At 63.9% G+C, this 26,756-nt stretch carries 30 protein-coding genes and 2 tRNA genes; 19 read left to right on the top strand and 13 right to left on the bottom strand.

The window, feature by feature from the left end; translation table 11 throughout:
* Positions 1–39 precede the first annotated feature (39 nt).
* The 6 genes from K3172_RS07325 (at position 40) to K3172_RS07300 (ending at position 4,019) form a co-directional block, all read left to right on the top strand.
* Complete coding sequence (locus K3172_RS07325) at positions 40–453, top strand: holin family protein (RefSeq protein ID WP_221588351.1); 414 nt, start codon at positions 40–42, stop codon at positions 451–453.
* Between the two features lie 34 nt (positions 454–487).
* Positions 488–709 carry a hypothetical protein gene (locus K3172_RS07320; RefSeq protein WP_221588349.1) on the top strand — a complete coding sequence of 74 codons (222 nt, stop codon included), beginning with the start codon at positions 488–490 and terminating at the stop codon, positions 707–709.
* A 194-nt stretch (positions 710–903) separates the two neighbouring features.
* Positions 904–1,338, top strand: a complete 435-nt coding sequence (locus tag K3172_RS07315; protein ID WP_221588348.1) for a type II 3-dehydroquinate dehydratase — start codon at positions 904–906, stop codon at positions 1,336–1,338.
* A 72-nt stretch (positions 1,339–1,410) separates the two neighbouring features.
* Complete coding sequence (gene accB, locus K3172_RS07310; protein ID WP_221588345.1) at positions 1,411–1,902, top strand: acetyl-CoA carboxylase biotin carboxyl carrier protein; 492 nt, start codon at positions 1,411–1,413, stop codon at positions 1,900–1,902.
* A 9-nt stretch (positions 1,903–1,911) separates the two neighbouring features.
* Positions 1,912–3,264, top strand: a complete 1,353-nt coding sequence (accC, locus tag K3172_RS07305) for an acetyl-CoA carboxylase biotin carboxylase subunit (protein WP_345725616.1) — start codon at positions 1,912–1,914, stop codon at positions 3,262–3,264.
* Positions 3,265–3,290: 26 nt separating this feature from the next.
* Positions 3,291–4,019, top strand: coding sequence for a hypothetical protein (locus K3172_RS07300; RefSeq protein ID WP_221588343.1), 729 nt, complete (start codon positions 3,291–3,293; stop codon positions 4,017–4,019).
* Positions 4,020–4,031: 12 nt separating this feature from the next.
* Here the strand turns inward: K3172_RS07300 and K3172_RS07295 are convergent, their stop codons facing one another.
* Both K3172_RS07295 and K3172_RS07290 read right to left on the bottom strand, forming a co-directional pair.
* Positions 4,032–4,826 (bottom strand): class II aldolase/adducin family protein, encoded by a 795-nt coding sequence (locus tag K3172_RS07295; RefSeq protein ID WP_221588342.1) that lies wholly within the window; start codon positions 4,824–4,826, stop codon positions 4,032–4,034.
* 17 nt (positions 4,827–4,843) lie between these two features.
* Entirely contained in the window at positions 4,844–5,431 is a 588-nt protein-coding gene (locus tag K3172_RS07290) for an HD domain-containing protein (RefSeq protein WP_221588340.1), read from the bottom strand.
* Between the two features lie 67 nt (positions 5,432–5,498).
* Here K3172_RS07290 and K3172_RS07285 point away from each other — a divergent pair, with 67 nt between their 5' ends.
* Entirely contained in the window at positions 5,499–6,152 is a 654-nt protein-coding gene (locus K3172_RS07285; RefSeq protein WP_221588339.1) for a Crp/Fnr family transcriptional regulator, read from the top strand.
* On the opposite strand, the gene K3172_RS07280 is transcribed toward K3172_RS07285, so the two are convergent.
* Positions 6,149–6,577, bottom strand: coding sequence for a GFA family protein (locus K3172_RS07280; RefSeq protein WP_221588337.1), 429 nt, complete (start codon positions 6,575–6,577; stop codon positions 6,149–6,151). The genes K3172_RS07285 and K3172_RS07280 overlap by 4 nt on opposite strands.
* A gap of 4 nt (positions 6,578–6,581) precedes the next feature.
* The gene (locus tag K3172_RS07275; protein ID WP_221588334.1) at positions 6,582–7,046 is read right to left on the bottom strand and encodes an Lrp/AsnC family transcriptional regulator; all 465 of its coding nucleotides are present in this window, start codon (positions 7,044–7,046) and stop codon (positions 6,582–6,584) included.
* Between the two features lie 231 nt (positions 7,047–7,277).
* Here K3172_RS07275 and K3172_RS07270 point away from each other — a divergent pair, with 231 nt between their 5' ends.
* The 5 genes from K3172_RS07270 (at position 7,278) to K3172_RS07250 (ending at position 11,672) form a co-directional block, all read left to right on the top strand.
* Positions 7,278–9,050, top strand: coding sequence for a histidine kinase dimerization/phospho-acceptor domain-containing protein (locus K3172_RS07270; RefSeq protein ID WP_221588332.1), 1,773 nt, complete (start codon positions 7,278–7,280; stop codon positions 9,048–9,050).
* A 35-nt stretch (positions 9,051–9,085) separates the two neighbouring features.
* Positions 9,086–10,087, top strand: coding sequence for a polysaccharide deacetylase family protein (locus K3172_RS07265; RefSeq protein WP_221589110.1), 1,002 nt, complete (start codon positions 9,086–9,088; stop codon positions 10,085–10,087).
* A 57-nt stretch (positions 10,088–10,144) separates the two neighbouring features.
* A tRNA-Ile gene (locus K3172_RS07260) sits at positions 10,145–10,221 on the top strand.
* A gap of 26 nt (positions 10,222–10,247) precedes the next feature.
* Positions 10,248–10,324: transfer RNA gene (locus K3172_RS07255), tRNA-Pro, on the top strand.
* A 94-nt stretch (positions 10,325–10,418) separates the two neighbouring features.
* Complete coding sequence (locus tag K3172_RS07250) at positions 10,419–11,672, top strand: MATE family efflux transporter (RefSeq protein ID WP_221588330.1); 1,254 nt, start codon at positions 10,419–10,421, stop codon at positions 11,670–11,672.
* On the opposite strand, the gene K3172_RS07245 is transcribed toward K3172_RS07250, so the two are convergent.
* On the bottom strand, positions 11,669–12,871 hold the full coding sequence (locus tag K3172_RS07245; RefSeq protein WP_221588328.1) for a GGDEF domain-containing protein: 1,203 nt from the start codon (positions 12,869–12,871) through the stop codon (positions 11,669–11,671). The genes K3172_RS07250 and K3172_RS07245 overlap by 4 nt on opposite strands.
* A 282-nt stretch (positions 12,872–13,153) precedes the next feature.
* On the opposite strand from K3172_RS07245, the gene ettA reads away from it, so the two are divergent.
* Complete coding sequence (ettA, locus tag K3172_RS07240) at positions 13,154–14,827, top strand: energy-dependent translational throttle protein EttA (RefSeq protein ID WP_221588326.1); 1,674 nt, start codon at positions 13,154–13,156, stop codon at positions 14,825–14,827.
* 4 nt (positions 14,828–14,831) lie between these two features.
* Here ettA and K3172_RS15665 read toward each other — a convergent pair whose 3' ends face one another.
* Together K3172_RS15665 and K3172_RS07235 are read right to left on the bottom strand one after the other, a co-directional pair.
* On the bottom strand, positions 14,832–14,960 hold the full coding sequence (locus K3172_RS15665; RefSeq protein WP_282098592.1) for a hypothetical protein: 129 nt from the start codon (positions 14,958–14,960) through the stop codon (positions 14,832–14,834).
* Positions 14,961–14,984: 24 nt separating this feature from the next.
* On the bottom strand, positions 14,985–15,908 hold the full coding sequence (locus tag K3172_RS07235) for a hypothetical protein (protein ID WP_221588324.1): 924 nt from the start codon (positions 15,906–15,908) through the stop codon (positions 14,985–14,987).
* 497 nt (positions 15,909–16,405) lie between these two features.
* Here K3172_RS07235 and K3172_RS07230 point away from each other — a divergent pair, with 497 nt between their 5' ends.
* Positions 16,406–16,843, top strand: a complete 438-nt coding sequence (locus K3172_RS07230; RefSeq protein ID WP_221588321.1) for an FKBP-type peptidyl-prolyl cis-trans isomerase — start codon at positions 16,406–16,408, stop codon at positions 16,841–16,843.
* Here K3172_RS07230 and K3172_RS07225 read toward each other — a convergent pair whose 3' ends face one another.
* From K3172_RS07225 to K3172_RS07215, 3 genes are all read right to left on the bottom strand, one after another.
* On the bottom strand, positions 16,844–17,671 hold the full coding sequence (locus K3172_RS07225) for a substrate-binding domain-containing protein (RefSeq protein WP_221588319.1): 828 nt from the start codon (positions 17,669–17,671) through the stop codon (positions 16,844–16,846).
* Between the two features lie 113 nt (positions 17,672–17,784).
* A complete protein-coding gene (gene mddA / locus K3172_RS07220; RefSeq protein ID WP_221588317.1) occupies positions 17,785–18,516 on the bottom strand; it encodes a methanethiol S-methyltransferase in 732 nt (243 codons plus the stop codon).
* Between the two features lie 88 nt (positions 18,517–18,604).
* Positions 18,605–19,174, bottom strand: coding sequence for a PNPOx family protein (locus tag K3172_RS07215; protein WP_247717954.1), 570 nt, complete (start codon positions 19,172–19,174; stop codon positions 18,605–18,607).
* 185 nt (positions 19,175–19,359) lie between these two features.
* Between K3172_RS07215 and K3172_RS07210 the strand changes: the two genes are divergently transcribed.
* Positions 19,360–20,376 (top strand): RcnB family protein, encoded by a 1,017-nt coding sequence (locus K3172_RS07210; protein WP_247717953.1) that lies wholly within the window; start codon positions 19,360–19,362, stop codon positions 20,374–20,376.
* Between the two features lie 82 nt (positions 20,377–20,458).
* Here K3172_RS07210 and K3172_RS07205 read toward each other — a convergent pair whose 3' ends face one another.
* Positions 20,459–21,016, bottom strand: coding sequence for a cytochrome b (locus K3172_RS07205; RefSeq protein WP_221588315.1), 558 nt, complete (start codon positions 21,014–21,016; stop codon positions 20,459–20,461).
* A 100-nt stretch (positions 21,017–21,116) separates the two neighbouring features.
* On the opposite strand from K3172_RS07205, the gene K3172_RS07200 reads away from it, so the two are divergent.
* The gene (locus K3172_RS07200; RefSeq protein ID WP_221588313.1) at positions 21,117–21,785 is read left to right on the top strand and encodes a prolyl hydroxylase family protein; all 669 of its coding nucleotides are present in this window, start codon (positions 21,117–21,119) and stop codon (positions 21,783–21,785) included.
* A gap of 4 nt (positions 21,786–21,789) precedes the next feature.
* Here the strand turns inward: K3172_RS07200 and K3172_RS07195 are convergent, their stop codons facing one another.
* On the bottom strand, positions 21,790–23,418 hold the full coding sequence (locus tag K3172_RS07195) for a lysine--tRNA ligase (RefSeq protein WP_221588311.1): 1,629 nt from the start codon (positions 23,416–23,418) through the stop codon (positions 21,790–21,792).
* A 374-nt stretch (positions 23,419–23,792) separates the two neighbouring features.
* On the opposite strand from K3172_RS07195, the gene K3172_RS07190 reads away from it, so the two are divergent.
* On the top strand, positions 23,793–24,101 hold the full coding sequence (locus tag K3172_RS07190) for a hypothetical protein (protein ID WP_221588309.1): 309 nt from the start codon (positions 23,793–23,795) through the stop codon (positions 24,099–24,101).
* Positions 24,102–24,580: 479 nt separating this feature from the next.
* Positions 24,581–24,898: a PWWP domain-containing protein gene (locus tag K3172_RS07185; protein ID WP_221588307.1), complete on the top strand. Its 318-nt coding sequence runs from the start codon at positions 24,581–24,583 to the stop codon at positions 24,896–24,898.
* Between the two features lie 82 nt (positions 24,899–24,980).
* Here the strand turns inward: K3172_RS07185 and K3172_RS07180 are convergent, their stop codons facing one another.
* A complete protein-coding gene (locus K3172_RS07180) occupies positions 24,981–25,430 on the bottom strand; it encodes an Lrp/AsnC family transcriptional regulator (protein ID WP_221588305.1) in 450 nt (149 codons plus the stop codon).
* A gap of 117 nt (positions 25,431–25,547) precedes the next feature.
* Between K3172_RS07180 and K3172_RS07175 the strand changes: the two genes are divergently transcribed.
* Entirely contained in the window at positions 25,548–26,756 is a 1,209-nt protein-coding gene (locus tag K3172_RS07175; protein WP_221588304.1) for a methionine gamma-lyase, read from the top strand.

Genomic DNA, 26,756 nt, shown 5'->3' with positions numbered 1-26,756 from the left:
TGGTTATCGGCTGCGGTTTCCCAATCACGGAGACCCGCCATGGCCCTGCTCGAATCGCTCATCGGACCCATTGCCTCGATCATCGACAAGGTAATTCCCGACAAAGAGGCGCGCGCCAAAGCCAAGCTCGAACTGATCGCGCTCGAGGGGACGCAGGAGTTGAAGGCCATCGAAGCCCGTCTCTCCGCCATCGTCGCCGAAGCGCAGAGCGCCGACCCCTGGACCAGCCGCGCCCGCCCTAGCTTCCTCTACGTGATGTACGCGCTGATCCTGTTCAGCGTACCGATGGGCGTGATCGCCGCCTTCGACGCGCAGACAGCGCTCGACATCGGCACCGGCATGACCCGCTACCTCGCGGCGCTGCCGGACGCGCTCTACGCGCTGTTTGGGACGGGCTACCTCGGCTACACGGCGGCGCGGCAGTGGGGGAAGGTCAAGGGGACGGATCAGTAATGCCATGCCTCGGGCGCAGTACCTGGTTGGCGAAATGGGCTCTTTCGGTGCTACGACCCCCAAATTCTTCGACGAAGAGGTGATAACCTTCTTTTCCTACCTTGGCGCACACGGCAGAACCAACAAAGTTGACGAAGAATGGTGCGCGGCTATGTCGGTTGGATCTCAGGAGGCTGCAATGACGCCCAAAAAGTTGATGCCTTTCATTCTTGTCTTCTCAGCCCTCACGCTCTTCGTGATAATTATGCTGATTTGATCGACAATTTTCATGAGCGATCCCACACAAAAGAGGCGCTTTGTTGCGGGGTTCGCTTTCGGACTTGTCGTTGTCGCTGCAATTGCGACAGTCGTTGCTGCGGTTGGTTCGTAAGACAAGAATGGGAGGCCGAAATCGCGGTCGGTAGCGCACAGCCGCTTCTCACCCCCCTCGACTCCCGCTAACCCCGCCCCATGACCCCCACCATCTTCGTCCTCAACGGCCCCAACCTGAACCTCCTCGGCACGCGCGAGCCGGAGATCTATGGCTCGGATACGCTCGACGATATCGGCCGCATGCTCGAGGACAAGGCGCAGGAACTCGGCCTCGCGATCGACATGCGCCAGACCAATCACGAGGGCGTGCTGGTCGACTGGCTGCACGAGGCGCGAGAAGTCGGGGCCAAGGCGGTGCTGCTCAATGCGGGCGCCTATACCCATACCTCCATCGCGCTGCTCGACGCGATCAAGGCGATCGGTGTGCCGGTGATCGAGGTGCACCTCTCCGACCCCGCGAAACGCGAGGAATTCCGCCACATCTCCTACGTCGGCATGGGCGCGGTGGACGAGGTCAAGGGGATGGGGCCGCGCGGCTATGCCGTAGCGTTGGAGAAGGCCGCAGCGCTTTAAAACCCGCCCGCACCCCTTGTCACACAGCGCGCCGGGGCGCATAGGCGCTGCAAAGCTACAACAAGGGTAACCATGGCCGACCACAAGGGCAGCGCCGGCAAGTCCGGCATGAACATCGACATCAATCTCGTGCGCGAACTCGCCGAGATGCTGGGCGAAACGGGTCTTACGGAAATCGAAGTAGAAGACGGCGACCGCATGATCCGCGTCTCGCGTGGTGGCGGCGTGGCGATGGCTCCTGCCGCGATGGCGGCTCCCATGGCAGCAGCACCGGCGGCGGCTCCCGCAGCGGCCGCCCCTGTCCCCGCAGCCGCCCCTGCCGCGGACCACGCCGGCGCGATCAAGTCGCCCATGGTCGGCACCGTCTACCTCGCCCCCGAACCGGGCGCGAAGGACTTCGTTTCGGTCGGCGACAGCGTCAAGGAAGGCCAGACGCTGGTCATTGTCGAGGCGATGAAGGTGATGAACCCGATCACCGCCGACAAGGCCGGGACGGTCAAGGCGATCCTTGTCGAGAATGCCCAGCCGGTCGAATTCGACCAGCCGCTGATCGTCATCGGCTGAGGAATCCCCGTGTCCGACATCAAACGTATCCTCATCGCCAATCGCGGCGAAATCGCGCTGCGCATCCACCGTGCGGCGCATGAAATGGGCATCGAGACGGTCGCGGTGCACTCCACCGCCGACGCCGATGCGATGCACGTCCGCCTCGCCGACCATGCCGTGTGCATCGGCCCGCCGAGCGCGACCGACAGCTATCTCAACATCGCCAACATCATCTCCGCCGCTGAGGTGAGCCACGCCGATGCGATCCACCCGGGCTACGGCTTCCTCTCGGAAAACGCCAAGTTCGCCGAGATCGTCGAGGCGCACGACATCAAGTGGATCGGCCCCAAGCCCGAACACATCCGCACGATGGGCGACAAGGTCGAGGCCAAGCGGACCGCAGGCGCGCTCGGCCTGCCGCTAGTCCCCGGCAGCGACGGCGCCGTCTCCGAAATCGACGACGCGCGGGAGATCGCCGCGGAGATCGGCTATCCGGTGATCATCAAGGCCGCCAGCGGCGGCGGCGGGCGCGGGATGAAGGTCTGCGAAAGCGAGGACCAGCTCGAAACGCTGATGCAGCAGGCCGGCAGCGAGGCGAAGGCCGCCTTCGGCGACGCGACCGTCTATATCGAGAAGTACCTCGGCAATCCGCGCCACATCGAATTCCAGGTGTTCGGCGACGGCGAAGGCAATGCCATCCATCTGGGCGAGCGCGACTGTTCGCTCCAGCGGCGCCACCAGAAGGTGCTCGAGGAAGCGCCCTCCCCCGTCATCAGCCACGAAGAACGCATGCGCATGGGCGAAATCTGTGCCTCCGCGATGCGCGACATGGGCTATCGCGGCGCAGGGACGATCGAGTTCCTGTGGGAGAACGGCGAGTTCTACTTCATCGAGATGAACACCCGCCTGCAGGTCGAACATCCCGTGACCGAAGCCATCACCGGCGTCGACCTGGTGCGCGAGCAGATCCGCATCGCGGCAGGCAAACCGTTGTCGGTCGCGCAGGAGGATATCGAGTTCAAGGGCCACGCGATCGAGTGCCGCATCAATGCGGAAGACCCGTTCACCTTCGCCCCCTCGCCCGGCAAGGTCACCTATTACCACCCGGCCGGCGGCATGCATGTGCGCGTCGATAGCGGGCTCTACGCCGGCTATTCCATCCCGCCCTATTACGACAGCATGATCGCCAAGCTGATCGTCTACGGCCGCAACCGCGAGGGTTGCATGATGCGCCTGAAGCGCGCGCTGGAGGAGATGGTGGTCGAAGGCGTGAAAACGAACATCCCGCTGCACCAGGCGCTCCTGCAACAGGAGGACGTCCAGACCGGCGACTACACGATCAAGTGGCTCGAGGACTGGCTAAAGGAGCGCGAGGACTGACGCCTCTCGAAGCCTCGCAGAGGCAGGTGATCGAGGACGCCTATCGCGCCTTCCGCGATGTAGAGCGCCCGGTTTCGCTCGAGCGCTCTCCCTATCGGCGGGGTGACGAGAACGACACGGTTCTGCGGGTGATCCTCGACCTTCCACTTAGGGACATCACCGATCATCTGATCGGACCCTATTCCGGCTGGGCTATGACGACGGTAGGCACCGGACGCGACTACCAGTACTTCCTTCCCCGTATTCTCCAGCTCGCCCTCGAGGATCCGACCTGGATCGGAGTGGAGCCTCCGCTGCTCGCATGGCGCATTCGGGAAAGCGGCTGGTCTGACTTCAGCACGGAAAAGCGGGAGGCAGTTCTCGCGGTTTTTACCCATGCGATGGCTCGGGGTGTTTCAGCGCCACCGGATGAGGACGACAGCTATCTATCATGGTGGAGCGGCGCCGTGGCGCTCGATTGGCCGGTAGAGAACGGTTGCGAACTCATCCGCAGTATGCGCGGCGAGAACGTCGCGCTCCAGCTCGCCACCTCAATTGTCGACGCATACTCCGACCTCTTGAAGAAAGGCCGGCTCAAAGCGCAGTTCGCGGAAGAGTATGAGGACGAAGTCGCCTTGGAGGCGATGACCCGTTTCCTCCTATCGGAAGAAACCGAAGCGAGGATCATCGAAGTCTCGAACCGCGCGAGCGCCGACGACGTCTCGATGATCCTCGAACCGGCCTTGGCCTATATCGAGCTGTTCCGGTCGAGCTGACCGGACTACGCCCTAGTCCCTGAAACTCGGGTCGATCCGGTCGAGCTTGCGCAGCAGGGCGGGCCACGCGAGGGCGTTGGCGACCATGCCGATGCCGTCTGCGGGGGTCTGCGCCTGGACCTTTTCCGGCGTGCCCTGCGGCGGGTTGTTGAGGTTCTCGCGGCCCGCGCTCAGCATGCGGACCTGCGCGGTGCAGGCGCGCTCGATGAAGTAGAGGCGCAGGAAACATTCGGCGACGCTCTTGCCGATCGCCAGCGTGCCGTGGTTGCGCAGGATCATCGCGTGCTTGTCGCCCATGTCCTCGACCAGCCGCTCGCGTTCCTCGAGGTCGGTCGCGATGCCTTCATACTCGTGATAGGCGATGTCGTGGCGCGCGATCATGCCGGTCTGCGTGTGTTCCATCAGCCCCTCGGCCATGGCGCTGACCGCCTGCCCGTCGGGCGTGTGGAGGTGCATAACCGCATGCGCATCCTCACAATTCATGTGCAGCGCCGAGTGGATCGTGAAGCCCGCCGGATTGACCGGATGTGCGCTCGGGATCACCGGCTGGCCTTCGGTGTCGATCTTGACGAGGCTGGAGGCGGTGATCTCCTCGAACATCATGTCGTAGGGGTTGATCAGGAAGTGATGCTCCGGCCCCGGCACGCGCGCCGACAGGTGCGTGAAGATGAGATCGTCCCAGCCATAGAGCGCGACCAGTCGGTAGGCCGCGGCGAGATCGACGCGGACCGCCCATTCCTCGTCGCTCACCGAGGCGCGGATGTGGCTGTCGTCATTGGCGGTCTTGGTTTCGAGTACGGTTGCCATGCTCTCTCTCCGGGAATTTACTCTACGGCGGCCTTGTACATGCTTGTGCGCGGACGCTCAAACAGGCGCATGACCATGGGCTCGAAAAATTCGAGCGGTTCGGATTGGTAGTCCGGATCGAAGGCCGGACAGTCGTATTTCTCGATGAATTCCACCGTCGCGTCGAAATAGGGCGAGTCCCTGAACTTGTCGCGCATGTCGGGATCGAGCCCGATGAAGTGGAAGAAGTTGTTGCCCTGGAAAATCGCGTGATGCTTCACGATCCAGTGCAGCTCCTCCGACACGAAGGGCTGGAGGATCGAGGCCGCGATATCGGCGTGATTATAGGCACCTAGCGTATCGCCGATGTCGTGGAGCAGCGCCATGACAACGTAATCTTCGGGCTTGCCGTCGCGGTGCGCGCGGGTCGCGGTCTGGAGGCAATGCGTGAGCCGGTCGACCTGGAAGCCGCCGAAATCGCCGTCGAGCAGTTTCAAATGCTCGAGCACGCGCGCACCGCCATTCGCGGCAAAGGGTTTGGCGTGCGTCATGATGATATCCCAGTCTTCCTGGGTGCCTTCGGTCATAGTGCGGAAGGCTGCGCTCTTCTCGAGTACGTCGGTCATGCTGGTGGTCCTCCCCGGCTTTTCCTCTCGTTGCGAATCGCCTTCTAGCGGTTCATGACGGGGAGGAATGCAAAGGACTTATCAATTCTCTGAGATCGGTCCCTCGCACGCCGAGGGCGCAATCTTCACCATGCTGGTGGCGGCTGGTCGCAGGCAAGGTTTCGCGGGCGGTGCGCAGGTCCTGCATCGCGGGGATGCGGGCAAGGGGTTCTGGGTGATCGAGACCGGCCAGGTGATGGCCTGCCGCTTCGGGCGCGAGGGCGAGCGCATCCTCTACGGCGTCCTCGGGCGCGGCGACCTCATCGGCGAGCTCGCCTGTTTTGCGGGAGTAGCGCAGCAGGTCAACGCGATCGCGGAAGGTGATGTGGAGCTGGTCTGGATCGAGGCCGGCCAGATCGACCGGCTGCTCGAAAGCGAACCGAAATTCGCGCGCTGGCTGCTCAATTCGATGGCCAACAAGCTGCGCGCCGCGCTCGACCGGATCGAGGGCGACTACAGCCTCTCCGCGCAGGCGCGAATTGCACGGGTGCTGGTGCATCTGGCGTTGGAGGACGGATGGGACCTCGACATCACGCAGCAGCAGTTGGCGGACTTCGTCGGCGTCTCGCGCGTGACGATCGGGCAGGCACTGTCGGAGTTCGCGGCGAAGGGCCTGCTCAAGCGCCGGTACGGCGGGATCACGATCACGAATTCCGCAGGGCTTGCCGCCTATTCAGACTAGTCGAAACTGAAGCCCGCCGCCTTGGCCTCGGCGATCACTTCCGCGCCGGTCTGCTGCGGATGATCGCCCCTCACGCGGCACCAGTCGGCGCGCTCATCGACGAAGATCTCCTTCTCGATGGCGAGATGCGCAGCGTCGTCGAACAGGCCTGCGGAGAAGCTGCGGTTGCCGGTGGGCTTGAAGCGCCACCAGATGTTCGAGCCGCAATGCGAGCAGAAGGCGCGCTCGCCCCAGTCGCTGGAGGCGTAGGCAGTGATGGCTTCCTCGCCGTGGATCGTGAAATCTTCGCCCCTCAGCGCTGCATAGAATGCCCCGCCCCAGCGGCGACACATGGCGCATTGGCACAGCTCCACCTCCTGCGCCGGTCCCGACAGTTCGATACGAACCGCGCCGCACAGGCAATGGCCGTGGATCGTCGGGCTCATCGCATCAGCCGAGCGGAACGCCCGGATCGTTCTTGCTGGTGCGGATGGTCAGCGAGGTCTTCACGCTCGCCACGTTGGGCGCGGGCGTCAGCTTGCTGGTGAGGAATTCCTGGAAGCTCTGCAGGTCCTTGCTGACGATCTTGATGATGAAATCGATCTCGCCATTGAGCATGTGGACTTCGCGGACCTCGGGCAGTTGTTTCATCGCCTGCTCGAACTCGCGCAACGAATCCTCCGCCTGACTCTTCAGGCTGACCATGGCGAACACGGTGATCGAGAACCCCAGCTTTCCCGGATCCAGATCGGCGTGATAGCCGCGGATGACGCCTTCTTCCTCGAGCGCGCGGACACGCCGCAGGCACGGCGGCGCGGTCAGCCCGACGCGGTGCGCCAGTTCGACATTGGTGATTCGCCCTTCTGCCTGCAGCTCCCCCAGCAGTTTGCGATCGATTTCGTCGAGATTGGCCATTACCCTGAGCCCCGTTTGATTTGGCAGTCCACGCCTTTGGGACCGGATTCAATTGCGAAATGTTAACAACGCATCCGGAGCCTCTTGGCTAACATTATTATCTTTGCCAGCAATTGTCCCGCTTTGCAACGCGAAGACAACTTTCCGTTCAGCGTAAACATTACACGGATAGAAGGCAGAATTGGGCGATGGTTACCCCTTCGCAAACCTTTGTCCGCCAACGGAGATCCGATGCACTTCGATGACCGCCTTGCCACAGTGTTGCGCCTTCGCGCCGCGGGCGAGCGTGCGGGCAAGACACAGTTCCGTCAGCTGATCGACCTCCTGGGCGAGCGTCCGCAGGCGGGCGACCCCGCCCTGAAGGCGGCGGCCTACCTGCGCCTGATCGCGCTGGCGGAAAAAATTCCGGTCGAGGAGCGGGCGAAGATCGTCGGCGAAACCGGCTGGCGTTTCCGCAATCCGGAACTGGTCAAGTGGTTCGGCGAAGCGCATCCCTCGATCGCCGCCGCCGCGCTTTACCGCGCGGAGCTGAGTGGCGAGGAATGGGAAGCCCTGATCCCGAAGCTGCCTATCCGCGCACGCGGTTTCCTGCGCCACCGCCGCGACCTGCCCGAAAAGGCGGTGCGCGTGCTCGACCAGCTCGGCGTGCAGGATCGCGCCCTGCCCTTGCCCGACGTGCTGGAGCTGTTGGTTGAGACGGAGGACGAAGACGAGGATAAGGACTTCGCACGCTCCCTGGAAGCGCCCGAGCCGCTGGTGCTCTCGGCCGCCAGCGACACGGAGGCAGACGATCGCGTGTCGCATCCCGAACCCGCGCCCGCCGATGCAGTGCCGGCAGCGCCGCGCTCTCCGACCGACAGCGGCGGCATCCGCGCGCTGGTCGACCGGATCGAAGCCTACAAGCGCAATCGCGGAAGCCCGGCGGACGATGCACCTTCCTTGCCGCTTTCGGGCCTCGACCAGCCCGCTCCCCGCAAGCCGGTGGAAAGCTTTAGCTTCGGTACCGATGCGGAAGGGAAGATTGACTGGGCCGATCCCGAAGTCGCCCCCATGGTCATCGGCACCGCCCTCGCCCAGCGGCGCGACGGGACTGGCGACGACGCCTTCGCGGCAGGTTTCCTCAACCGTCGCCCCATCCGCGCGGCCGCAATCGTGCTGGGGGGCAGCGATGCCATAGCGGGCGACTGGATCGTCGACGCAGCCCCGCGCTTCACCCGCGGCGAGGGCCGCTTCTACGGCTACGTCGGGCGGTTCCGCCGCGCGGTCGAAGCCGGCGACGACCTGCGCCAGCGCAGCGCCGACCGGCTGCGCCAGCTGCTCCACGAACTGCGCACACCGGTCAACGCCATGCAGGGCTATGCAGAAGTCATCCAGCAGCAGGTCTTCGGTCCGACGCCGCACGAATACCGGGCGCTCGCCGCCAGCATCGCGGGCGACAGCGCGCGCATCCTGGCGGGGTTCGACGAACTCGACCGGCTGGCCAAGCTGGAAACGGGCGCGATCGAGCTCGACAGCGGCACGGCGGATTTCGCCGCGATCGCCCGCGCCCAGATCGCCCAGCTGCAGTCGGTCCTCAGTCCCCGTGTCGCCCGCTTCGATGCCGAACTGGCGGCGCAGGCCGCCCTGCTTCCGCTCGCCGAGCGGGAAGCGGAGATGCTCGCCTGGCGCGTGCTGGCGACGCTGGCGGGCGCGACCGGCGCGGGCGAAACCATCAAGCTCGACCTGCGCACCGAGAACGACCAGGCCGCGCTGCGTGCGCAGCTGCCCGCGTCACTCGCCGCCGCCGAAGACATCTTTTCGTCCGAAGCGCGATCCGGCGGCAGCACCGTCAGCTCGGGGATCTTCGGCGCGGGATTCTCGCTCCGCCTCGCACGGGCAGAAGCCCGCGCGGCGGGTGGCGAGCTATCGCGAGACGGCGGATGGCTGATCCTTTCGCTGCCGCTCTTGACCAGCGAGAAGGGCCTGCCTAGCCCAATGGATGAACGGGGTCGCGCGGCGGGCTGACACCGCGGCACGATGGCCTGAGGGGGGGCTGGTCGATACAACACGCAAATCTCCTGAAGCCGCCAACGGCGAGGCAGCGCGCCCGGTTCGGGCCGGACTTCGGGCAGCGCGTGCTGCTGACGATCGACACCGAGGAAGAGTTCGACTGGAACGCGGATTTCTCGCGCGACGGCTATGGCCTCGACCATTTGCGGCGCCTGTCGAAATTCCAGCAGTTCTGCGAAGGGATCGGAGCCAAGCCGGTGTACCTGGTCGATTGGCCCGTCGCCCGCTCTGCGATGGCGCGGGAGATCATCGGGAGCGCGGTCGCCGCCGGAAAGGCCGAAGTCGGCGTCCAGTTGCACCCGTGGGTCAATCCACCCTTCGAGGAAGAGCTGGGCCAGCACACCAGCTTCGTGGGCAATCTGGCGCCGGAACTCGAACGCGAGAAGTTCCGCCGCCTGCGCGACGAAATCGAGAGCAATTTCGGCGCCACGCCGCTCATCTATCGCGCGGGCCGTTACGGGCTTGGGCCGAACACGGCCCGCATCCTGTCGGAATGCGGCATGGCGATCGACAGTTCGGTGCGGTCGCGCTTCGACTATGGCTATGCGGGTGGCCCCGATTATCGACGCCATCCGGTCGCGCCCTACTGGACGGACGACCAGCGCAACCTGCTCGAGCTGCCGTTGACCACGGTCTATTGGGGCATGTTTCGCAAGCAGGGCGAAGCGCTGTTCCCCCTTACCCTGCGCTTCCCGAAACTGACCGGCCTGTGTTCGCGCCTGGGCCTGCTCGAACGCATTTCGCTAACTCCGGAGGGCGTCTCGCGCGCAGAGGCGCTCAAGGGCATCGACATAGCGCTCGACGACGGGCTGCCTGTGCTTGTGCTGAGCTTCCACAGCCCCTCGCTCGCGCCCGGCTACACGCCTTATGTGCGGACCGAGGACGATCTCGACGATTTCTACGATTGGTTGCGCGCGATCTACGCCTATCTCGGCCAGCGCGGGGTCCAGTCCACCACAGTCGCGGAAATCATCGACTCCGTGGTCGTCTAGGCGCTTGTCAGCCGCACCCGGCGCGGCTAGGCGCTGGCCTCCGCATGCGGCGCGTGGGGGCCTGTAGCTCAGTTGGTTAGAGCTGGCCGCTCATAACGGCTAGGTCGCGGGTTCGAGTCCTGCCGGGCCCACCAGTCGCAATGCAGCACGGGAAATCTGTCGGGGAGTGGCGCAGCCTGGTAGCGCACTTGTTTTGGGTACAAGGGGTCGCTGGTTCGAATCCAGTCTCCCCGACCAGATTTCCTTTCGTTTCGGGGAGCGACGCCTGACCGCCAGCAGCCGCCCGTCCGCCATCGACACCCGCGTCATCTGGGCAATCGCCCTGCCCGCGATGGTCACCAATGTGGCGACCGCGCTGATCGGTGTGGGCGACATGTGGATCGTCGGCCAGCTGGGCGACGCGCCCACACAGGGTGCGGTCGACGTCGGGGCGAAGCTGTTCGCAGCCCTCTTCACGGTCATGAACTTCCTCAAGACCGGTACCACCGGGCTGGTCGCGCAGGCGGGCACGCGCAGCGGGGCGCAGGAACAGGCTGCGGTGCTGCTGCGCGGGCTGGTCGTGGGGCTTGCCATCGCGGCGCTGCTCCTGCTGGCGAAGCCGCTCCTGCTGCCGGCGCTGCTCGACGCCCTGGGTGCGCGCGGCGAGGTGCGCGATGCAGCCCGCATTTATGCCGACATCCGCTATTGGAGCGCGCCGGCGGTGATGGCCAACTTCGCCATCGTGGGATTTCTCGTCGGTCGCCGGCGGATGAAGACCGTGCTGGCGATCGAGGTCGCCTACAATCTCCTCAACGTCGTACTCGGCCTGTGGCTGGCGCTGGGGCTCGACCGGGGGATCGCCGGGATCGGCTGGTCCAGCTTCGTGGCCGAATATGCCAAGCTCGCGGTGTGCGCTGCCGTGGTGCTGCATCTGGCAGGCGGGGACTTGCGCGAGGCCCTGCGCGCGCGGGTGCATCTTTCGCTGGCCTCGCTGCGGCCGTTCCTGTCGGTCAATCGCGATCTCTTCCTGCGGACCGTGGTGCTGATGGTCGCGATTTCGGCCCTCACCCGTCTGGGCGCGGAGCGCAGCGCGGTCGTCCTCGCCGCCAATGGTATCCTCTACCAGTTGTTCGTGTTCTCGGCGCTACTGCTGGACGGTTTCGAGAACGCGGCGCAGGTGCTCAATGGCGAGCGGCATGGCGAGGACGACCGCGCAGGCTTCGTGGCCTATGTCCGCGCGATCCTGTGGCGGGGCTTTGCCGTGGCAGCGGGGCTCGCCGCCGTGTTCGGGGTCGCGGGTGAGGCGATCCTCGCGTCCTTTGCGGCAACCGGAGCCGTCGCGCGCGAGGCACAGTCGCTGCTCCCGTGGCTGATCGTCATCCCCTTCGCCGGCGTCGCCAGCTTCGTGCTCGACGGCGTGTTCGTGGGCGCCAGCTGGACGCGGGCCCTGCTGCTGAGCATGGCGGGCGCGGCGGCGGGCTACGCGCTGCTGTTGTGGCTGACATGGCCGCTCGGCAACCACGGGTTGTGGCTGTCCTTCGTGCTGTTCCTGGTGTTGCGGACGGGCCTGCAACTGGCGCTGATGCCGCGCCTGCTGCGCGCTTAGGCGACCGCTTCGCGGCGCTCCTCGCGCGGCTTGAACTCCGCGACGACACCGGCGCCATCTTCGCGGCAGACGCGGTTGCGACCGCCTTCCTTGGCGCGGTAGAGTTCGGCATCGGCACGGGCGAACAGCTTGCCATAGCCCTCGCCCGCCTGCCGCGCGGCAACGCCGAAGCTGGCGGTGAGGCGCTGGTTGGCAACCATGCCCGGCACGACCGTATCGGCGAACCGCTTGCGAATGCGTTCGGCCATCGCTTCGGCGCGTTCGCCATCGCAGTTCCACGCGAGAATGCAGAATTCCTCGCCGCCGATGCGCCCGGCGATGTCGGAATTGCGGATCATATTGGAGATCACGCCGCCGAAGGCCGCAATCGCCTTGTCGCCGACCTGGTGGCCGTAGACGTCGTTCACCGCCTTGAAGTGGTCGATATCGGCCACGACCAGCCCGATCGGCACGCCTTCCTGCTTGGCCCGCTCGATGATCGCGAGCGCATCCTGCTCGAAGGCGCGGCGTGCGCGCAGGCCGGTGAGCATGTCGCGCTCCGCCCGTTCGCGTTCGTTGATGACCTGGTCCCAGGCGCAGGCGCCGATCAGCGTGACACCGGTCATGAGCGAGGCGACCGTGACCGCGACGCTGAGCACCGAATAGTAGATGGATTCGCGATAGTCCGCCGCACTCGATCCGCCGGCGATGATCAGCGTGAGCACCGGGCGCACCAGCAGGTTCATCGCCGACACCGCGAACAGCACCGCGATCAGCGTGTCGATCGCGTTGCGCCGCTGGACGTTGAACAGCGCCATCGTGCCCAGCACGAACATGACGCCATAGCCGGTGTTGACGATGTAGAGCCGCGGAGCGGTATCGTCCGACATGCCCACCGCCGCGGCCAGCGTCAGGGCGGAAACACCATAGATCACGCCGAGCGCCGGGATCGAGATATGCTGCCCGACCCGCTTCGTCGCGGCCCAGATCAGCGCGCCCGTCCCCAGCGTGTAGAACACCTGCGTCGTATGGAAGACGTAAAATGCACCGGGGTCCGGCACCAGATGCGTGATCAGGAAGCCGATCCCCATGAAGAGGTAGGCAGCCGCGAAACCGAGCACGTAGGACCCCATGTTCCCGCGCTTCCACAGCACGAGAAACACCATCATGAAGATGAGCGCCATGGCCGGCGTGATGAGTCCGAGTATCTGTTCGCGCATGATGACGCCTGGAACCCCCTTTGGGGTTTTCTAGGGAGAGATACTTAACAAGTCCTCACTACAGGCCGGATTTACCGCGTAAAACATGGGGATAACCGCCTTTCCGGCAAGCTGGCGTTAACCATTCGGGAGGTTTTGGCCGCAATCGCGATCCCCGAAGCCTTTCCTCCCGGCGGCCACAGCACGCTTGCCCCTTCGCCTCCGCATCATTATCTGCCCCACCAGACCTGCCGGGCGCTTCCAGCCCGCACATCCCATATCCGATTACGAAGGACCCGCCCGATGGCCGCGCAATACGCATACGTCATGAAGGACATGACCAAGACCTTCCCCGGCGCGCAGAAGCCGGTGCTGTCCAACATCAACCTGCAGTTCTACCAGGGTGCCAAGATCGGCATCGTCGGCCCCAACGGTGCGGGCAAGTCCACGCTGATCAAGATCATGGCCGGCATCGACAAGGACTTCACCGGCGAGGCATGGCCGGGTGAGAACATCACCGTCGGCTATCTCGAGCAGGAACCCGAGCTCGACCCGACCAAGACCGTGCTCGAGAACGTCCGCGAGGGCGCGAAGGAAACCGCAGACCTCGTCGCGCGCTTCAACGAAGTCAGCGCGCTGATGTGCGAGCCCGATGCCGATTTCGACGCGCTGGGCGCGGAAATGGGCGAGCTGCAGGACAAGATCGACGCGGTCGACGGCTGGACGCTCGACAACCAGCTCGAAGTCGCGATGGAAGCGCTGCGGTGCCCGCCGGGCGACTGGCCGGTCAAGGACCTGTCGGGCGGCGAAAAGCGCCGCGTCGCGCTCACCCGCCTGCTGATCCAGAAGCCTTCGATCCTGCTGCTGGACGAGCCGACCAACCACCTCGACGCGGAATCCGTCCAGTGGCTCGAAAACCACCTCAAGGACTATGCCGGTGCGGTGCTGATGATCACCCACGACCGCTACTTCCTCGACAATGTGGTGGGCTGGATCCTCGAACTCGACCGCGGTTCGTACTACCCGTACGAAGGCAATTACTCGACCTACCTCGAGAAGAAGGCCAAGCGCCTCGAGCAGGAAAGCCGCGAGGAATCGGGCAAGCAGAAGGCCCTCCAGCGCGAACTCGAATGGATCCGGCAGACCCCGGCCGCCCGCCAGACCAAGTCCAAGGCGCGTATCCGCAAGTTCGAGGAACTGCAGAACAGCCAGGAAAACCGCGCCGTCGGCAAGGCACAGATCGTCATCCAGGTGCCCGAACGCCTCGGCGGCAAGGTCATCGAGGCCAAGAACATCTCCAAGGCCTATGGCGACAAACTGCTGTTCGAAGACCTCAGCTTCACCCTGCCCCCGGGCGGCATCGTCGGCGTGATCGGCCCCAATGGCGCGGGCAAGTCTACCCTGTTCAAAATCCTCACCGGCAAGGAAGAGCCCGACAGCGGCACCATCGAGATCGGCTCGACCGTGCGCCTCGGCTATGTCGACCAGAGCCGCGACCACCTCGATCCCAAGCACAACGTCTGGGAAGAGATTTCGGACGGGCTCGATTACATGAAGGTCAACGGCCAGGACATGAGCACGCGCGCCTATGTCGGCGCGTTCAACTTCAAGGGCGCGGACCAGCAGAAGAACGTCGGCAAGCTGTCGGGTGGTGAGCGCAACCGCGTCCACATGGCCAAGATGCTCAAGACCGGCGGCAACGTCCTGCTGCTCGACGAACCGACCAACGACCTCGACGTCGAAACCCTAGCCGCGCTCGAAGACGCGATCGAGAACTTCGCCGGCTGCGCCGTGGTGATTAGCCACGACCGCTTCTTCCTCGACCGCCTCGCGACGCACATCCTCGCCTTCGAGGGCAACAGCCACGTCGAATGGTTCGAAGGGAACTTCGAAGCCTATGAAGAGGACAAGCGGCGCAGGCTCGGCGATGCAGCGGACCGGCCGACACGGTTGGCGTATAAGAAGCTGACGCGCTGAGAACCTAGCTCATCAGCCAGACGAAAGCGGCTGCAATGGACCAGGTGAGAAAGATCGCCGATATCCATTGCAGCCACTTCGGCCCGACGTTGCGGAAAATAAAATCGAAACAAAGATCTACCAGCGGGTGCATGCAATCCTCCCGTTGCCTTCCACTTCAGGCTGACTGGTTCGCGCCGAAGCCGAAACGTCGTCCCAAATCCTTCAGGACGATGCGGTCCGACCAGACGAGGTAAAGCCCGATCCCGGCCATGGCCGCGGCGAATATCGCGTAGGGAAACCCGAAGATTATCCACGGGGTCGTATCGAGCAGCCAGTCGAGGAATCCCTCGGTTGCCAGCGAGGCGATTATCCCGCCCACCAGCGTTTCGATCAGTTTGAGCCAGCCGTCCGGGCGGAAGAAATGCCGCCAGACCTGCACCAGCAGCATGGCGCAGATGATCAGATTGGCGATCTGGCTCTTGAACGCGTAGGGGTCCATGGCGACCTCGACGATCAGGGCGACCGAGAACAGGGCCAGGCTCGCCGCGTAAGACCCGATGCCAAGGCGCGCAATCGCTCCCCAGGTCATCGGTGCCTTTAGCAGGATGATCGCCGCACCGTAGATGATCGCACCCGTGAATATCTCGAAATAGTCGAAGCGCAGGCTATTCAACCGGAAGTTCGACAGCCCGCTTGCCAGCATGTGCGATCCCACCACGGCGGCAAGAACGGCGATCCCCTGCCGCACGGGTTCCGGCAAGTGCGACAGCATGCCCTCATCAGGCAGAGGGTCGCGCTGCCACGTCACCATGAAGATAATCGGGAAAGGCATGAGCCAGCGGATGCCGCTCGACGTAGCCTCGCTGAGCGCGGCACATGCCATCCAGACCATGAGAGAAATGCCGAGTGCGCGCCTCAGATCGATGGCGTCCTTGGAAATCGCGATGGCGACGCCGCAAAACCCCACGAAGACCAGAAATTGGGCGAGAAAGGCCAGCCCCTGCAGGTCGAGAATGCCGAAACCCGATTGAACCGGGAAGCCGGTTGCAGCTGCGAAGCCGCCTGCAACCACGAATCCCCACGCATAATTTCGGCTCATTTCCGGACCTCGAGTAAAGTCTCTATCTCCCGATATTACACGATCACCAGTTAAATATTTCTAAGATCCAATTCGGACTTCGAAGCCAGTTCCGGGGTGTTTGAACAATGGCTTTACTCTCCGCAACAATTCACCGCGCAAGGGTGTTTGCCCTTTCCTACACTCCTAGTCGCGCTTACCATTCTGGCCGCTCTTTGAACGGTTTATCCTTGGAGTTGCGAAGCGTAGCCTCTGCCCCTCCCCCCCGGCAGGCATGAACCTGTAGCTGATGCTAACTTGATCCAATTACATGTTTTAAAATACTTTTCTGAAAGTTGCCGCCGGGCGACAGGGTGTCGCCTATGTCACCAGACTGTCGCCCTTTCAACGGTCCCACCCCTCCATTTGACTCCCCCCACCATCCTTTGCGAGACTCTGCCCCAACGCGCTCAAGCCTCGGGCGCATCCCCTGACGGCGCATCCCTCGCGCCGCGAACACGAACTTCCGAAGGATAACCATGACCACTCCCACCACCGGCGACACTGTGACCATCGACTACGTTCTGAAGCGCGGCGACGGGCAGGAGATCGGCAATACCGCGCAGGTCGGGCCGCAAACGGTCACGCTCGGCAGCGGGCAGATCTTCCCGCAGATCGAGGAGGCGCTGACCGGCATGAGCGTCGGCGGCGAGCAGACGGTCGCCATCCCCTGCGACAAGGCCTTCGGCCCGCGCCGCGACGAGCTGATCATCGAGATTCCGCGCGCCAACCTGCCGCCCGAGCCCGCCCCGCAACCGGGCATGCAATTGAGCGCGCAGACGCCCGACGGCCAGCCGATGACGCTCTACATCCTCGAGGTCGGCGAAAAGGCGGTAAAGGCCGACGGCAACCACCCGCTCGCGGGCGAGGACATCAGCTTCGACCTCACCCTGCGCGCGATCCAGCCAGCCGCCTGACTAGCCGGTATAGTCGGCGACCGAATCCCGCTCGACGATCTCGAAGGGCACCAGGACGTTCTGCTTCGGCATCCCCGCCCGACCGATCTGTTCGACCAGCAGCTTACCCGCCGCCTCGCCCATCGCCTCGCACGGCTGGCGCACCGTGGTGAGTTGCGGGCGGACCTTGGTGGCCACGGCGTTGTCGTCATAGCCTACCAGCGAGATGTCGCCGGGGATCGCGATGCCCACCGCATCCGCCGCGTCGATAACGCCCGCAGCCATCTCGTCGTTGCAGGCGAAGATCGCCGTTGGCTTCGCAGCGAAGAGCTTCGGTGCCTGCTCCCGCCCCGACTGCCGTGTGAAGTCGCCCTGCACCACAAGCGCCGAGTCCACGCGCAGGCCCTTGGCGCCCAACGCATTGGAATAGCCATTGTAGCGTCGCATGCTGACCAGCTGCGAGCTCGGCCCACGTACAATGCCGATCCGCCGGTGGCCGCGCGCCGTCATATGACCCACGATCGAAGAGGCCGCCTCGTACTCGTCCATGCCCACGGTACTGCCGCGATCCATGTCCAGCAGGGCGGCAATGCGAACAAAAGGTACACCCCGCGCTTCGAGCAGCGATAAAATCTGGCGATCGTCGGATACCGGAGGAGTAAGGATGACCCCCGCATGGTCGGATTTCTCAAGCACTTGCGTGGTAGTGATATCGCGATCGTAAACATTGATCGCATCGAGGCCGACTCCAGCCGGCCTGCAAGCGCGATCCACACCGCTGCGGACTCGCGCCAGATAGTCTTCGCCCGGATTGTCGGACAGCAATAGGATGGTCTTCAGCCCGGTCATGCTCTTCGCTCCCTCCCAGTAGCGCAGGTTACTTTTGGTAGCGCTACCAGAAGGGAATGAAAAGGTCCCTAATGCCGGCAACTGACCGTGAACGCGGCAATCTTGTTTATCCGCTATTTCGCCTTGCCGATCCCCGGCACCAGCATGCCGACCCGCTTGCGGTATTCCGCATACTGGTCGCCGAGGAAGGTGATGAGGTCGCGCTCCTCGTAGCGGATGGCGATCAGGACATAGACCGTCATCCCCGCCGCGAAGACGAGGTGCCCCAGCGTCATGGTCGGGATAGCCCAGATGCCGATCATCATGCCGAGATAGAGCGGGTGGCGGCTCACCTTGTAGAACAGCGGCTGGCGGAACTTCTGCAAAACCGCCTCGCGCCCGGTCATGTGCAGCCAAGTCTGCTGCAGGCCGAACAGCTCGAAATGGTTGAGCAGCCAGGTGCTGATGAAGGCGATCGTCCAGCCGATCAGGAACAGCGCCCACAGTGCCATCACGGCCCACTCGGCCTCGGCCTGCCAGATCACCCGCGGCATCGGCTGCCAGTAGGCGAACAAGATCCACAGCGCGACCAGCGTGGCGAAGACATAGGCGGTGCGTTCGATCGACGGGTGGATCGATCTGGTCAGGACCGCCTTGAACCCAGGCCGCGCCATGACCGAGTGCTGGAGACCGAACAGCAAGATCAGCGCGAGGTTCACGACCAGCGCGACGGCGGTCGCTGGCGCTGTGCCGCTATCGACGGTCTTGGGGACGAAGACCCCGCCGACGAACGCAATCAGGTACAGGAAGGTCGCGAAGAACGCGAGATAGGTGACGACCGCAAGGCCGAAGCGAATGGCGGGCATGGCTCATCTCCCTCGTAGATAGCGACCCGCTGCCGTTTAGCAGGAGAGAGATTGCCACTGTCGGCTGATAGACTCAAGTCGGCCCCGGTCAGGGCGTGATCCAGCGCGCCTCCTCCGGCCCCACCAGCGCGCGGCGGTGGCCTTCATGGCTGAGCCAGTACCAGTCCGCCTCCTCGACCTCGACAAGCAGCACCGCGAAGTTCGGGCGTGCGGGGGCGAGTTGTTCGTCGATTGGCTGGATACCCTCGGCCCAGTCGGGCAGGCCGGTGGCCGGTTCGTCCCGTTCCTCCCCCGGTGCCGCGCCGAGATAGCAGCGGCGGGCGAAATTGGCGCTCTCCTGCCAGGCGGTGTCGGCGAGCGCTGTGTCGGTTTCGATCCAGCCCCTGCCCCTGATCCGCAGCTGGATCTTGGCGTCGGGATCGTAGAACAGCACGGCCATCGCCGCGCCCTCGCCGATCACCGCAACCTTGGGCGAGCGGGCATCGGTGTGGAAGCGCAGCGTCCATTCGTCGGCATCGAACTCGCGCAGGACCATGATCCGCGCATCGGCATCGGGGGTTACCACGACCGGCGTGTGCATCGCCGATTTGCGATTCGACGCAGCGATACACAGGCGATCGGCGATATCCGCGCGGACCTGTTCGAGATCGGTGTACATGCTTGCCCAAACGCACGGAGTGACACCCGGTGTCAATGATGATAACGTTCATGCTGACCTTCCCGAACCTGAACGAAAGGGTGTTGAGCCGGTTCAGTTTCGCGTCAGGCCGTTGTGATACAAAGCGAGACAGTGAAACGAGCCGCAGGTGGTGGAGCGGCTGGTAGAGGCAAAGGATACGCTCCATGACACTGACCAGACTGATGAAGGGTAGTGCCCTCGGCGCCCTCGCTGCGGCGATGGTGGCCACCGCCCTGCCTGCGGAAGCGCAAGCCCAGGATCGACGCGAACGCTCCGAGCGGAGCGAGCGCGGCGACCGCGGCCAACGTGCCGAACAGCGCAGCCAGCGCAGCGAAGCCCGCCAGCAGCGGACCGAAGCTCGGCAGCAGCGCCGCGAGGCTGCACGCCCCGCTGCAGCGCCCGAGCGGCGCGACATGCGCCAGCAGCAGGCCGAGGTGCGCCGCGCAGCAGCGCAGCAGGTCGCCGAACAGCGCCGCGGTCGCGACTGGAACCGGTCGGACCGTCGTTCGGACGTTGCCCAGGAACGCAGTGGCCGCGACTGGAACCGGTCGGATCGCCGGGGCAACGTGAGCGAGCGCATCGAACGCCGCGTCGAACGGCGTGTTGCGGAAGAGCGCCGCGACCAGCGCACCGAGCGCCGCGATTATCGGGGCGACCGCAACACCACCTATCGTGACGGCCGCCGGGACGGGCACAACTACGACCATCGCGACGTGCGCCGTGAGGCCTATCGCGACGGCCGCCGCGACGAGCGCCGCCAGGACCGCTACGAAGATCGCCGCATCCATCGCGACGGCTATCGTGACGGGTACCGCGAGGCGAACCGCCGCGCGCGCTATTACGACGGTCGCCGCTGGCACGACTACAACCGCTGGGATCACCGCAGCTGGCGCAACGACCGCCGTTACGACTGGCACGGCTATCGTTACAGCAACCGCAGCCTTTACCGGCTCGGCCGCTATTACGCGCCCTATCGCGACTATCGCTACAGCCGCGTGAGCATCGGTTTCCAGCTCGGCAGCCTGTTCTTCGGCAGCCGCTACTGGATCAACGACCCCTGGCGCTATCGCCTGCCGGAAGTCTACGGCCCCTACCGCTGGGTTCGCTATTACGACGACGTGCTGCTGGTCGATGTCTACAGCGGCGAAGTGGTCGACGTGATCTACGACTTCTTCTGGTAAGTCCTGACGCCGGCCCGGCTTGAGAGTGGTCCGGGACGGCAGCGAGCCCCCGCCGAGCGATCGGCGGGGGTTTTTCGCGTGCTCAGCCCGGAACCTTGCCGAAGGGCAGCATGCGGAAGATCCCGCCGTTCTTGTCGAAGAAGGTGTGCTTCAGGGCACCGAGGATGTGCAGGCCGATCAGGTAGATGAAAATCGAACCGCCCGTGGCATGCGCTTCGAAGATGGTATGGCCGAGGTCTTTATTCTCGCCCACCGGCAGCGCAGGCAGAGTGAAGATGCCGAAGACATCGACCCCCTGGCCGTAAAAGGAACTCGCCAGCCAGCCGCCGATGGGCAGGCCGATCAGCAGGACATAGAAAATGGTATGGACGGTGCGCGCCAGCTTGGCCTCCCAGGGTTTGAGGTCGGAAGGCAGCGGCGGGACCGGATGGGTCAAGCGCCACACCAGCCGGCCGATGGAGAGGATCAGGATGGTGATCCCGAGTGCTTTGTGGTCGGCCATGATCGCACCGGCCGCCTCGCGCGTCGCCGCATGCTCGGCATTTTCGGCAATGCGCCAGTTCCAGATCACCGCAATGGCGATGGTCCAGTGAAAGATCATCGCCCCCAGGGAATAGCGGCGTGAGGTGTTCTCGGTCATCGGTCTCTCCCCGAAGGATTGGAAGACGCAGCCTAGCGTTTCGGCGAATTGCGGCAAGCCGGATACTTGAAGCCTTCCCATCACTTGCTAACAGGGTCGCATGAGCAAGACCGCGACAATCCCGGATCAGGATGCCCTGAAACGCGTCGGCGCGCAGGTGCGCAAACGTCTGGAAGCCGACCCGCAGGCCTACAAGATCCCCACCGACCAGGCCGAGATTTTCGCGATCGGCGACTTCCTCACGCTCGACGAATGCCAGCGTCTCGTGCGCATGATCGACGCCGTCGCGCGGCCGAGCGAGTTGCACGAGACCGCCTATATCGCGAAGTTCCGGACCTCCTACTCGGGCAATTTTGATCCGCACGATCCCTTCGTGAAGATGATCTCGCGCCGGATCGACGACCTGCTCGGCCTCAATCCTGCAACGGGAGAGCGCATCCAGGGGCAGCGGTACTTGCAGGGGCAGGAGTTCAAGCCGCACAACGACTGGTTCTATACCGACCAGGAATACTGGCAGTTGGAACGCAAGCGCGGCGGCCAGCGCTGCTGGACCGCGATGGCCTTCCTTAACACGGTCGAGGAAGGCGGGCACACGCACTTCGTGGAGGTCGGCGCCTCGATCGAACCCAAGCCCGGCGTGCTGCTCTGCTGGAACAACGCCACCCCGCAAGGTGAGCCCAACGAGGGCACGCTTCACGCGGGCACACCGGTCATCAAGGGCAGCAAGTACGTGCTGACCAAGTGGTACCGCACGCGCCCGCACAGCTGAGGCATCAGCCGCGGGCGAGCGCCTCGGCGATCAGCTTGCGGCTGTTCTCGATCCCGTAGAGCGCGATGAAGCTGCCCATGCGCGGCCCCTGCTCGCTGCCGAGCAAGGTCTGGTAGAGCGCCTTGAACCAGTCGCGCAGGTTCTCGAACCCGTATTCCTCGCGCTTGCCGATCTCGTAGACCTCGGTCTGGAGATCTTCGGCGCTGGCGTCAGCGTGGGCTGTAGCGAGATAGGCATCGAGCGCCTTCAGCGCCTCCGCCTCGTTGGCCGCCGGCGCACGCTTCGATAGGGTCGGCACGATGTAGTCGCGCGTATAGGCGACCGCGGTGCCGATCAGGGTCTCGAGCTCGGGCGTGATGCGATCCGCGCCGATGTAGCTGGCAAGATAGTCGCGCAGCGAATCCTCGCTCGCTTCCGCACCCAGCACGCTGGCGAGGTTGAGCAGCAGGCCGTAGGTGACCGGCAGGCTGTCTCCCGCACCGGGAGCGTCGCTATCCTCAAACCCGCCGTTGGCGCGCAAGAGGTGCCACACTGGATTGCCGAGCTGCTTGTCGAGGTCCTGCTCGGCCAACCGTTCGCGGAACTGCCAGTAATCGTCCACCGCACGCGGGATCACGCCCACGTGCAGCTGCTTGGCGCTCTTCGGATTGGGGAAGATGTAGAAGCCGAGGCTCTCCTCGCTGCCGTAAGACAGCCATTCTTCGATCGTCAGGCCGTTGCCCTTCGACTTCGAGATCTTCTCGCCATTCGCATCGAGGAAGAGCTCGTAGATCAGGCCTTCAGGCTTGCGGCCGCCCAGTACCTGCGCGATCTTGCCCGACTGGACCCCGGTATCGGTGAGGTCCTTGCCGTACATCTCGTAATCGACGCCCAGCGCGACCCAGCGCATCGCGAAGTCTACTTTCCACTGCAGCTTGGCCATGCCGCCCAGTGCCGACTGTTCGACCACCGTGCCGTCTTCGTCGGTGAAGCGCACGGTGCCCGCATCGGCATCGACCACCTCGACCGGAACCTGCAGCACGCGGCCGGTGTTGGGCGAGATCGGCATGACCGGCGAATAGGTCGCCGCGCGCTCGGCCCGCAGCGTCGGCAGCATGATGTCGAGGATCGCCTGATTGTTGCGCAGCACCCCGCGTAGCGCATCGTCGAAGCGGCCCGAGTTGTACATGTCGCTCGCGGCGATGAACTCGTAGTCGAATCCGAAGCGATCGAGGAAGTCGCGCAGCATCGCGTTGTTGTGCGCGGCGAAGCTCTCGTGGCCCTTCTCGAACGGGTCGGGCACGCGGCTGAGCGGCAGGTGCAGGTTCGCCTCGAGCAGCGCCTGGTTGGGCACGTTGTCCGGCACCTTACGCAGGCCATCCATGTCGTCGGAGAAGGCGACGAGCCGCGTCTTGCCATCTTCCGGCTTCGCGCCGATCAGCGCCTCGAACGCGCGGCGCACGAGCGTGGTGCGCAGCACCTCCTGGAAGGTGCCGATATGCGGAAGGCCACTGGGGCCATAACCCGTCTCGAAAAGCACCGGCGAGCCATCGGGCTTCGCGCCGTCGGGATAGCGCTTGAGCAGCCGCTGCGCCTCCTGGAACGGCCAGGCCTTGGACACGCGGGCGGCGGCGATCAGATCGGTCATGCTCATGGCCAACCCTCTTGCCGCTTGGCTCCCGTGTTGCAAGTGCGAAGTGTTGGACTCAGGTTGGATCCGCCGAGGGCCACTCCAGTCACATGGACCGCATGGACCACTGTCCAATAGCAAAAAAGTGCGACCGCCACGGTGGTGGGCAACACGCGCGTGAAAATACCCCATAGGTCACCCATAACCGCGCCAAGCGAGAGGGTGGGAAAGGAAACTGCAAGTGCCATTACCCTGGGCCCTATATCGCGAGTGCGAAGTAGGAAAGCAGCTGCGCCAGACGAGAAATCACAGGATCGCGCGCTTCCTTTTGAGAAAGCCGCCTGTCTGCTTACGACCCGATTGCGGACGCTCGCAGTCTAGCGCATTGAGCGTGCTCAATGGCCGCGAAAAAGTTCACCCTCACCATCCTCGCACTTTCGCACTGGGCGTGTTCGCCGATCAACCCAAACGAAGGCGAAAGCATGTCGAGAGAGGAGGCTGTCCAGCTCGCGCGAGAGCACAAGGCTATATTGCTCAGCGAATCCTCGGCGTCCGAAAGAGCCAACTTTGCGAGCGACGTAGTCAGCACTGCCGAGCAACGCGACCATGTCACCGGCATTAGCTTTAAAGGGAAAGACGCCAGGACCCTCGTCGCCTCGTTCATCTACGACGGGAAAGATTGCCTTGTGGGCTTTTCGTATCGATGACCGCTTTCCACCCATTTGACGACGCTTTCACCAAACTAGCTATGTGCCAGAAGCGGGCCAGCCGCTAACGACCCGTTTGCGGTCATTGACGAATAGTGGTTCAGTCTCGTGCGCGTTGCAAGATTGAGCGATTAGGTGAACGAATGCGACATTGGCTTATTTCGTGTACACTAGCTTTTTGCGGCGCTTGCCATGCCGCCCCGCACGTCTCCGACAGACTTGTTCCTGCAGACCTCATTATCGACGAAGAGATGAGCCAAGAGCTGATCGAGATTCAGCAGGGCTTTGGGGGCGATGGCTATGGCATCCATCGTCTTTCTTAACTCCTGAACGCCGAAGATGAGTTAGAGGTGTCTTATTGGTTCATGCCGAACGATGAGGCAGTAGTTAAGGAAACCTACAGACTGGCATCAGATGACGCAGAACGTGTTCGCGGGGAGCTATGGCGGTTACGGCCAGAGGCCCTTTCTCGCGATTGGATGAACGACCGTTCAATCCGACCTTTGAATTGCCAGCAGCTAGGGCCGCACGACCAAGGCGAGTTCTTGGTCCATTTCATCGGCGACCCAAATTATCAGAGCTTGGCATCCTTCGAGTTGCCGACCGAGCAAAGCTGTAAATCAGCTGCAGCGCGAGAGGCTCGACAAGTTCTATTTCGAATAGTGCGGTCCCTTCCTGCATCTGACATTGCCATCAAGTTTCAAGAAGCGAAATCAAGCGGAGAACTTCGGCCGTCCATGCTGATCGCGGGACCGATCCCCTCATTGATGAAGTCCGCCGATGGCGGTGGAAACTGATTGAGATAGCCGAACGTCGGTTTTCCTACCATTTTCGGACAATCACAGCATCATCCGCGAGGCTTGAAAGCAGCAACCAAACCTAAGGCAGCTCCACCGTGTCCTTGACCGTCCCATAAACAAAACTCGTGTTGATCGTCGCAATACCCGGCGTCGTGTGCAGCGTCTTGCGCATGAAGTCCTCATAGGCATCCAGACCCGCGACCACGATCTGCAGCAGGTAATCGGAGCTGCCCGTCATCAGGTGGCAGGTGAGGATCTGCGGCGTCTCGCGCACGCGTTTCTCGAAGGCGTCGACCACCTCGCGGTCGTGGCGCGCAAGCGTGACCTGGACGAAAGCCGTCACCGGATAGCCAGCGGCCTCGCGGTCGACGATGGCGACGTAGCGGTCGATCACCCCCGCTTTCTCGAGATTGCGCACACGGCGCAGGCAGGGGCTTGGCGACAGGTTTACCCGCTCGGCCAGCTCGGCATTGGTTAGGCGCCCGTCGCGCTGGAGTTCGCGGAGTATCTGGCGGTCCTTGGTATCCATCGGCTCTCCCGTTGGCATAATCTGCCAATATTCTACCCCATCATGGCACACATAGGTGGGATATACCAACACGACAGCGCTATATCGGCCCCAATCACGAAAACAGAGGTCGATATCATGAAGCGCACCACCCTGTCCGGATTTTCCAGCCGCGCCATCCACCACGGCTACGATCCCGCCGAGAACCATGGTGCGCTGACGCCGCCAATGCATATGGCATCCACCTTCGCCTTCGAGAGCGCGGAACAGGGCGGCGCAATCTTTGCGGGCGAACAGCCAGGCTATTTCTACTCGCGCATTTCGAACCCCACTGTCGACCTGCTCGAACAGCGGATCGCGACGCTCGAGGGCGCAGTGGCCGGTGTCGCCACGGCTTCGGGCATGGGCGCGATCACCGCGGTGATGTGGACGCTGCTCCAGGCGGGCGACGAGATCGTCACCGACAGGACGCTCTACGGCTGCACCTTCGCCTTCTTCCGCCACGGGCTCGCCAAGTTCGGGGTCAAGGTCACCCATGTCGACCTGACGGACCCGGCGGCACTGGAAGCGGCGATGAGCGACAAGGTGAAGGTCGTCTATTTCGAGACGCCTGCGAACCCCAACATGCGGCTTGTCGACATTGCGGCGATCAGCGAGGTCGCGCATCGGCACGGCGCGCAGGTGGTGGTGGACAACACCTATGCCACCCCCGCCCTCACCCGCCCGATCGAGCGGGGCGCGGATGTGGTGGTGCATTCGGCCACCAAGTATCTCGGCGGGCACGGCGACCTCATCGGCGGGCTGGTCGCAGGCAATGCGCAGACGATGCAGCGCGTCCGCCTCGAAGGCCTCAAGGACATGACCGGCGCGGTGATGAGCCCCTTCACCGCCACGCTGATCATGCGTGGCCTCAAGACGCTGGCACTGCGGATGGAGCGCCACAGTGCGACTGCGCTGGCGGTGGCCGAATGGCTGGAGGCGCAGCCGCAGGTTTCGGCGGTCCACTATCCGGGTCTCGAAAGCTTCGCCCAGCATGACCTTGCCAGGCGCCAGATGGCGCTGCCGGGCGGGATGATCGCCTTCGACCTCGCGGGTGGCTACGACCAGGGCATCCGTTTCATGAACCGGCTACAGATGATCATGCGCGCGGTCTCGCTCGGCGATGCCGAGACGCTCGTTCAGCACCCGGCGAGCATGACGCACTCGACCTACACGCCCGAAGAGCGCGCCGCCCACGGTATCGGCGAAGGCCTGCTGCGCCTCTCGATCGGACTGGAGGACGCCGAGGATATTTTCGCCGACCTCGAACAGGCTCTCGCCGCGTCCGATCTGGCGATCGCCGCATAA

The sequence above is a fragment of the Qipengyuania proteolytica genome, assembly GCF_019711565.1.
Taxonomy (GTDB): Bacteria; Pseudomonadota; Alphaproteobacteria; order Sphingomonadales; family Sphingomonadaceae; genus Qipengyuania; species Qipengyuania proteolytica.
Note: the sequence above shows the minus strand (reverse complement) of the source record. Positions and strands in the feature narration are given on the sequence as shown.

Excerpts from the sequence above, each read along its gene's own strand:
- K3172_RS07325 (WP_221588351.1), top strand. The coding sequence starts at position 40 with ATGGCCCTGCTCGAATCGCTCATCGGACCCATTGCCTCGATCATCGAC.
- K3172_RS07320 (WP_221588349.1), top strand. The coding sequence starts at position 488 with ATGGGCTCTTTCGGTGCTACGACCCCCAAATTCTTCGACGAAGAGGTG.
- K3172_RS07315 (WP_221588348.1), top strand. The coding sequence starts at position 904 with ATGACCCCCACCATCTTCGTCCTCAACGGCCCCAACCTGAACCTCCTC.
- accB (WP_221588345.1), top strand. The coding sequence starts at position 1,411 with ATGGCCGACCACAAGGGCAGCGCCGGCAAGTCCGGCATGAACATCGAC.
- K3172_RS07295 (WP_221588342.1), bottom strand. The coding sequence starts at position 4,826 with ATGGCAACCGTACTCGAAACCAAGACCGCCAATGACGACAGCCACATC.
- K3172_RS07290 (WP_221588340.1), bottom strand. The coding sequence starts at position 5,431 with ATGACCGACGTACTCGAGAAGAGCGCAGCCTTCCGCACTATGACCGAA.
- K3172_RS07285 (WP_221588339.1), top strand. The coding sequence starts at position 5,499 with ATGCAAAGGACTTATCAATTCTCTGAGATCGGTCCCTCGCACGCCGAG.
- K3172_RS07280 (WP_221588337.1), bottom strand. The coding sequence starts at position 6,577 with ATGAGCCCGACGATCCACGGCCATTGCCTGTGCGGCGCGGTTCGTATC.
- K3172_RS07275 (WP_221588334.1), bottom strand. The coding sequence starts at position 7,046 with ATGGCCAATCTCGACGAAATCGATCGCAAACTGCTGGGGGAGCTGCAG.
- K3172_RS07270 (WP_221588332.1), top strand. The coding sequence starts at position 7,278 with ATGCACTTCGATGACCGCCTTGCCACAGTGTTGCGCCTTCGCGCCGCG.
- K3172_RS07250 (WP_221588330.1), top strand. The coding sequence starts at position 10,419 with ATGGTCACCAATGTGGCGACCGCGCTGATCGGTGTGGGCGACATGTGG.
- K3172_RS07245 (WP_221588328.1), bottom strand. The coding sequence starts at position 12,871 with ATGCGCGAACAGATACTCGGACTCATCACGCCGGCCATGGCGCTCATC.
- ettA (WP_221588326.1), top strand. The coding sequence starts at position 13,154 with ATGGCCGCGCAATACGCATACGTCATGAAGGACATGACCAAGACCTTC.
- K3172_RS15665 (WP_282098592.1), bottom strand. The coding sequence starts at position 14,960 with ATGCACCCGCTGGTAGATCTTTGTTTCGATTTTATTTTCCGCAACGTC.
- K3172_RS07235 (WP_221588324.1), bottom strand. The coding sequence starts at position 15,908 with ATGAGCCGAAATTATGCGTGGGGATTCGTGGTTGCAGGCGGCTTCGCA.
- K3172_RS07230 (WP_221588321.1), top strand. The coding sequence starts at position 16,406 with ATGACCACTCCCACCACCGGCGACACTGTGACCATCGACTACGTTCTG.
- K3172_RS07225 (WP_221588319.1), bottom strand. The coding sequence starts at position 17,671 with ATGACCGGGCTGAAGACCATCCTATTGCTGTCCGACAATCCGGGCGAA.
- mddA (WP_221588317.1), bottom strand. The coding sequence starts at position 18,516 with ATGCCCGCCATTCGCTTCGGCCTTGCGGTCGTCACCTATCTCGCGTTC.
- K3172_RS07215 (WP_247717954.1), bottom strand. The coding sequence starts at position 19,174 with ATGTACACCGATCTCGAACAGGTCCGCGCGGATATCGCCGATCGCCTG.
- K3172_RS07210 (WP_247717953.1), top strand. The coding sequence starts at position 19,360 with ATGACACTGACCAGACTGATGAAGGGTAGTGCCCTCGGCGCCCTCGCT.
- K3172_RS07205 (WP_221588315.1), bottom strand. The coding sequence starts at position 21,016 with ATGACCGAGAACACCTCACGCCGCTATTCCCTGGGGGCGATGATCTTT.
- K3172_RS07200 (WP_221588313.1), top strand. The coding sequence starts at position 21,117 with ATGAGCAAGACCGCGACAATCCCGGATCAGGATGCCCTGAAACGCGTC.
- K3172_RS07195 (WP_221588311.1), bottom strand. The coding sequence starts at position 23,418 with ATGAGCATGACCGATCTGATCGCCGCCGCCCGCGTGTCCAAGGCCTGG.
- K3172_RS07190 (WP_221588309.1), top strand. The coding sequence starts at position 23,793 with ATGGCCGCGAAAAAGTTCACCCTCACCATCCTCGCACTTTCGCACTGG.
- K3172_RS07185 (WP_221588307.1), top strand. The coding sequence starts at position 24,581 with ATGAACGACCGTTCAATCCGACCTTTGAATTGCCAGCAGCTAGGGCCG.
- K3172_RS07180 (WP_221588305.1), bottom strand. The coding sequence starts at position 25,430 with ATGGATACCAAGGACCGCCAGATACTCCGCGAACTCCAGCGCGACGGG.
- K3172_RS07175 (WP_221588304.1), top strand. The coding sequence starts at position 25,548 with ATGAAGCGCACCACCCTGTCCGGATTTTCCAGCCGCGCCATCCACCAC.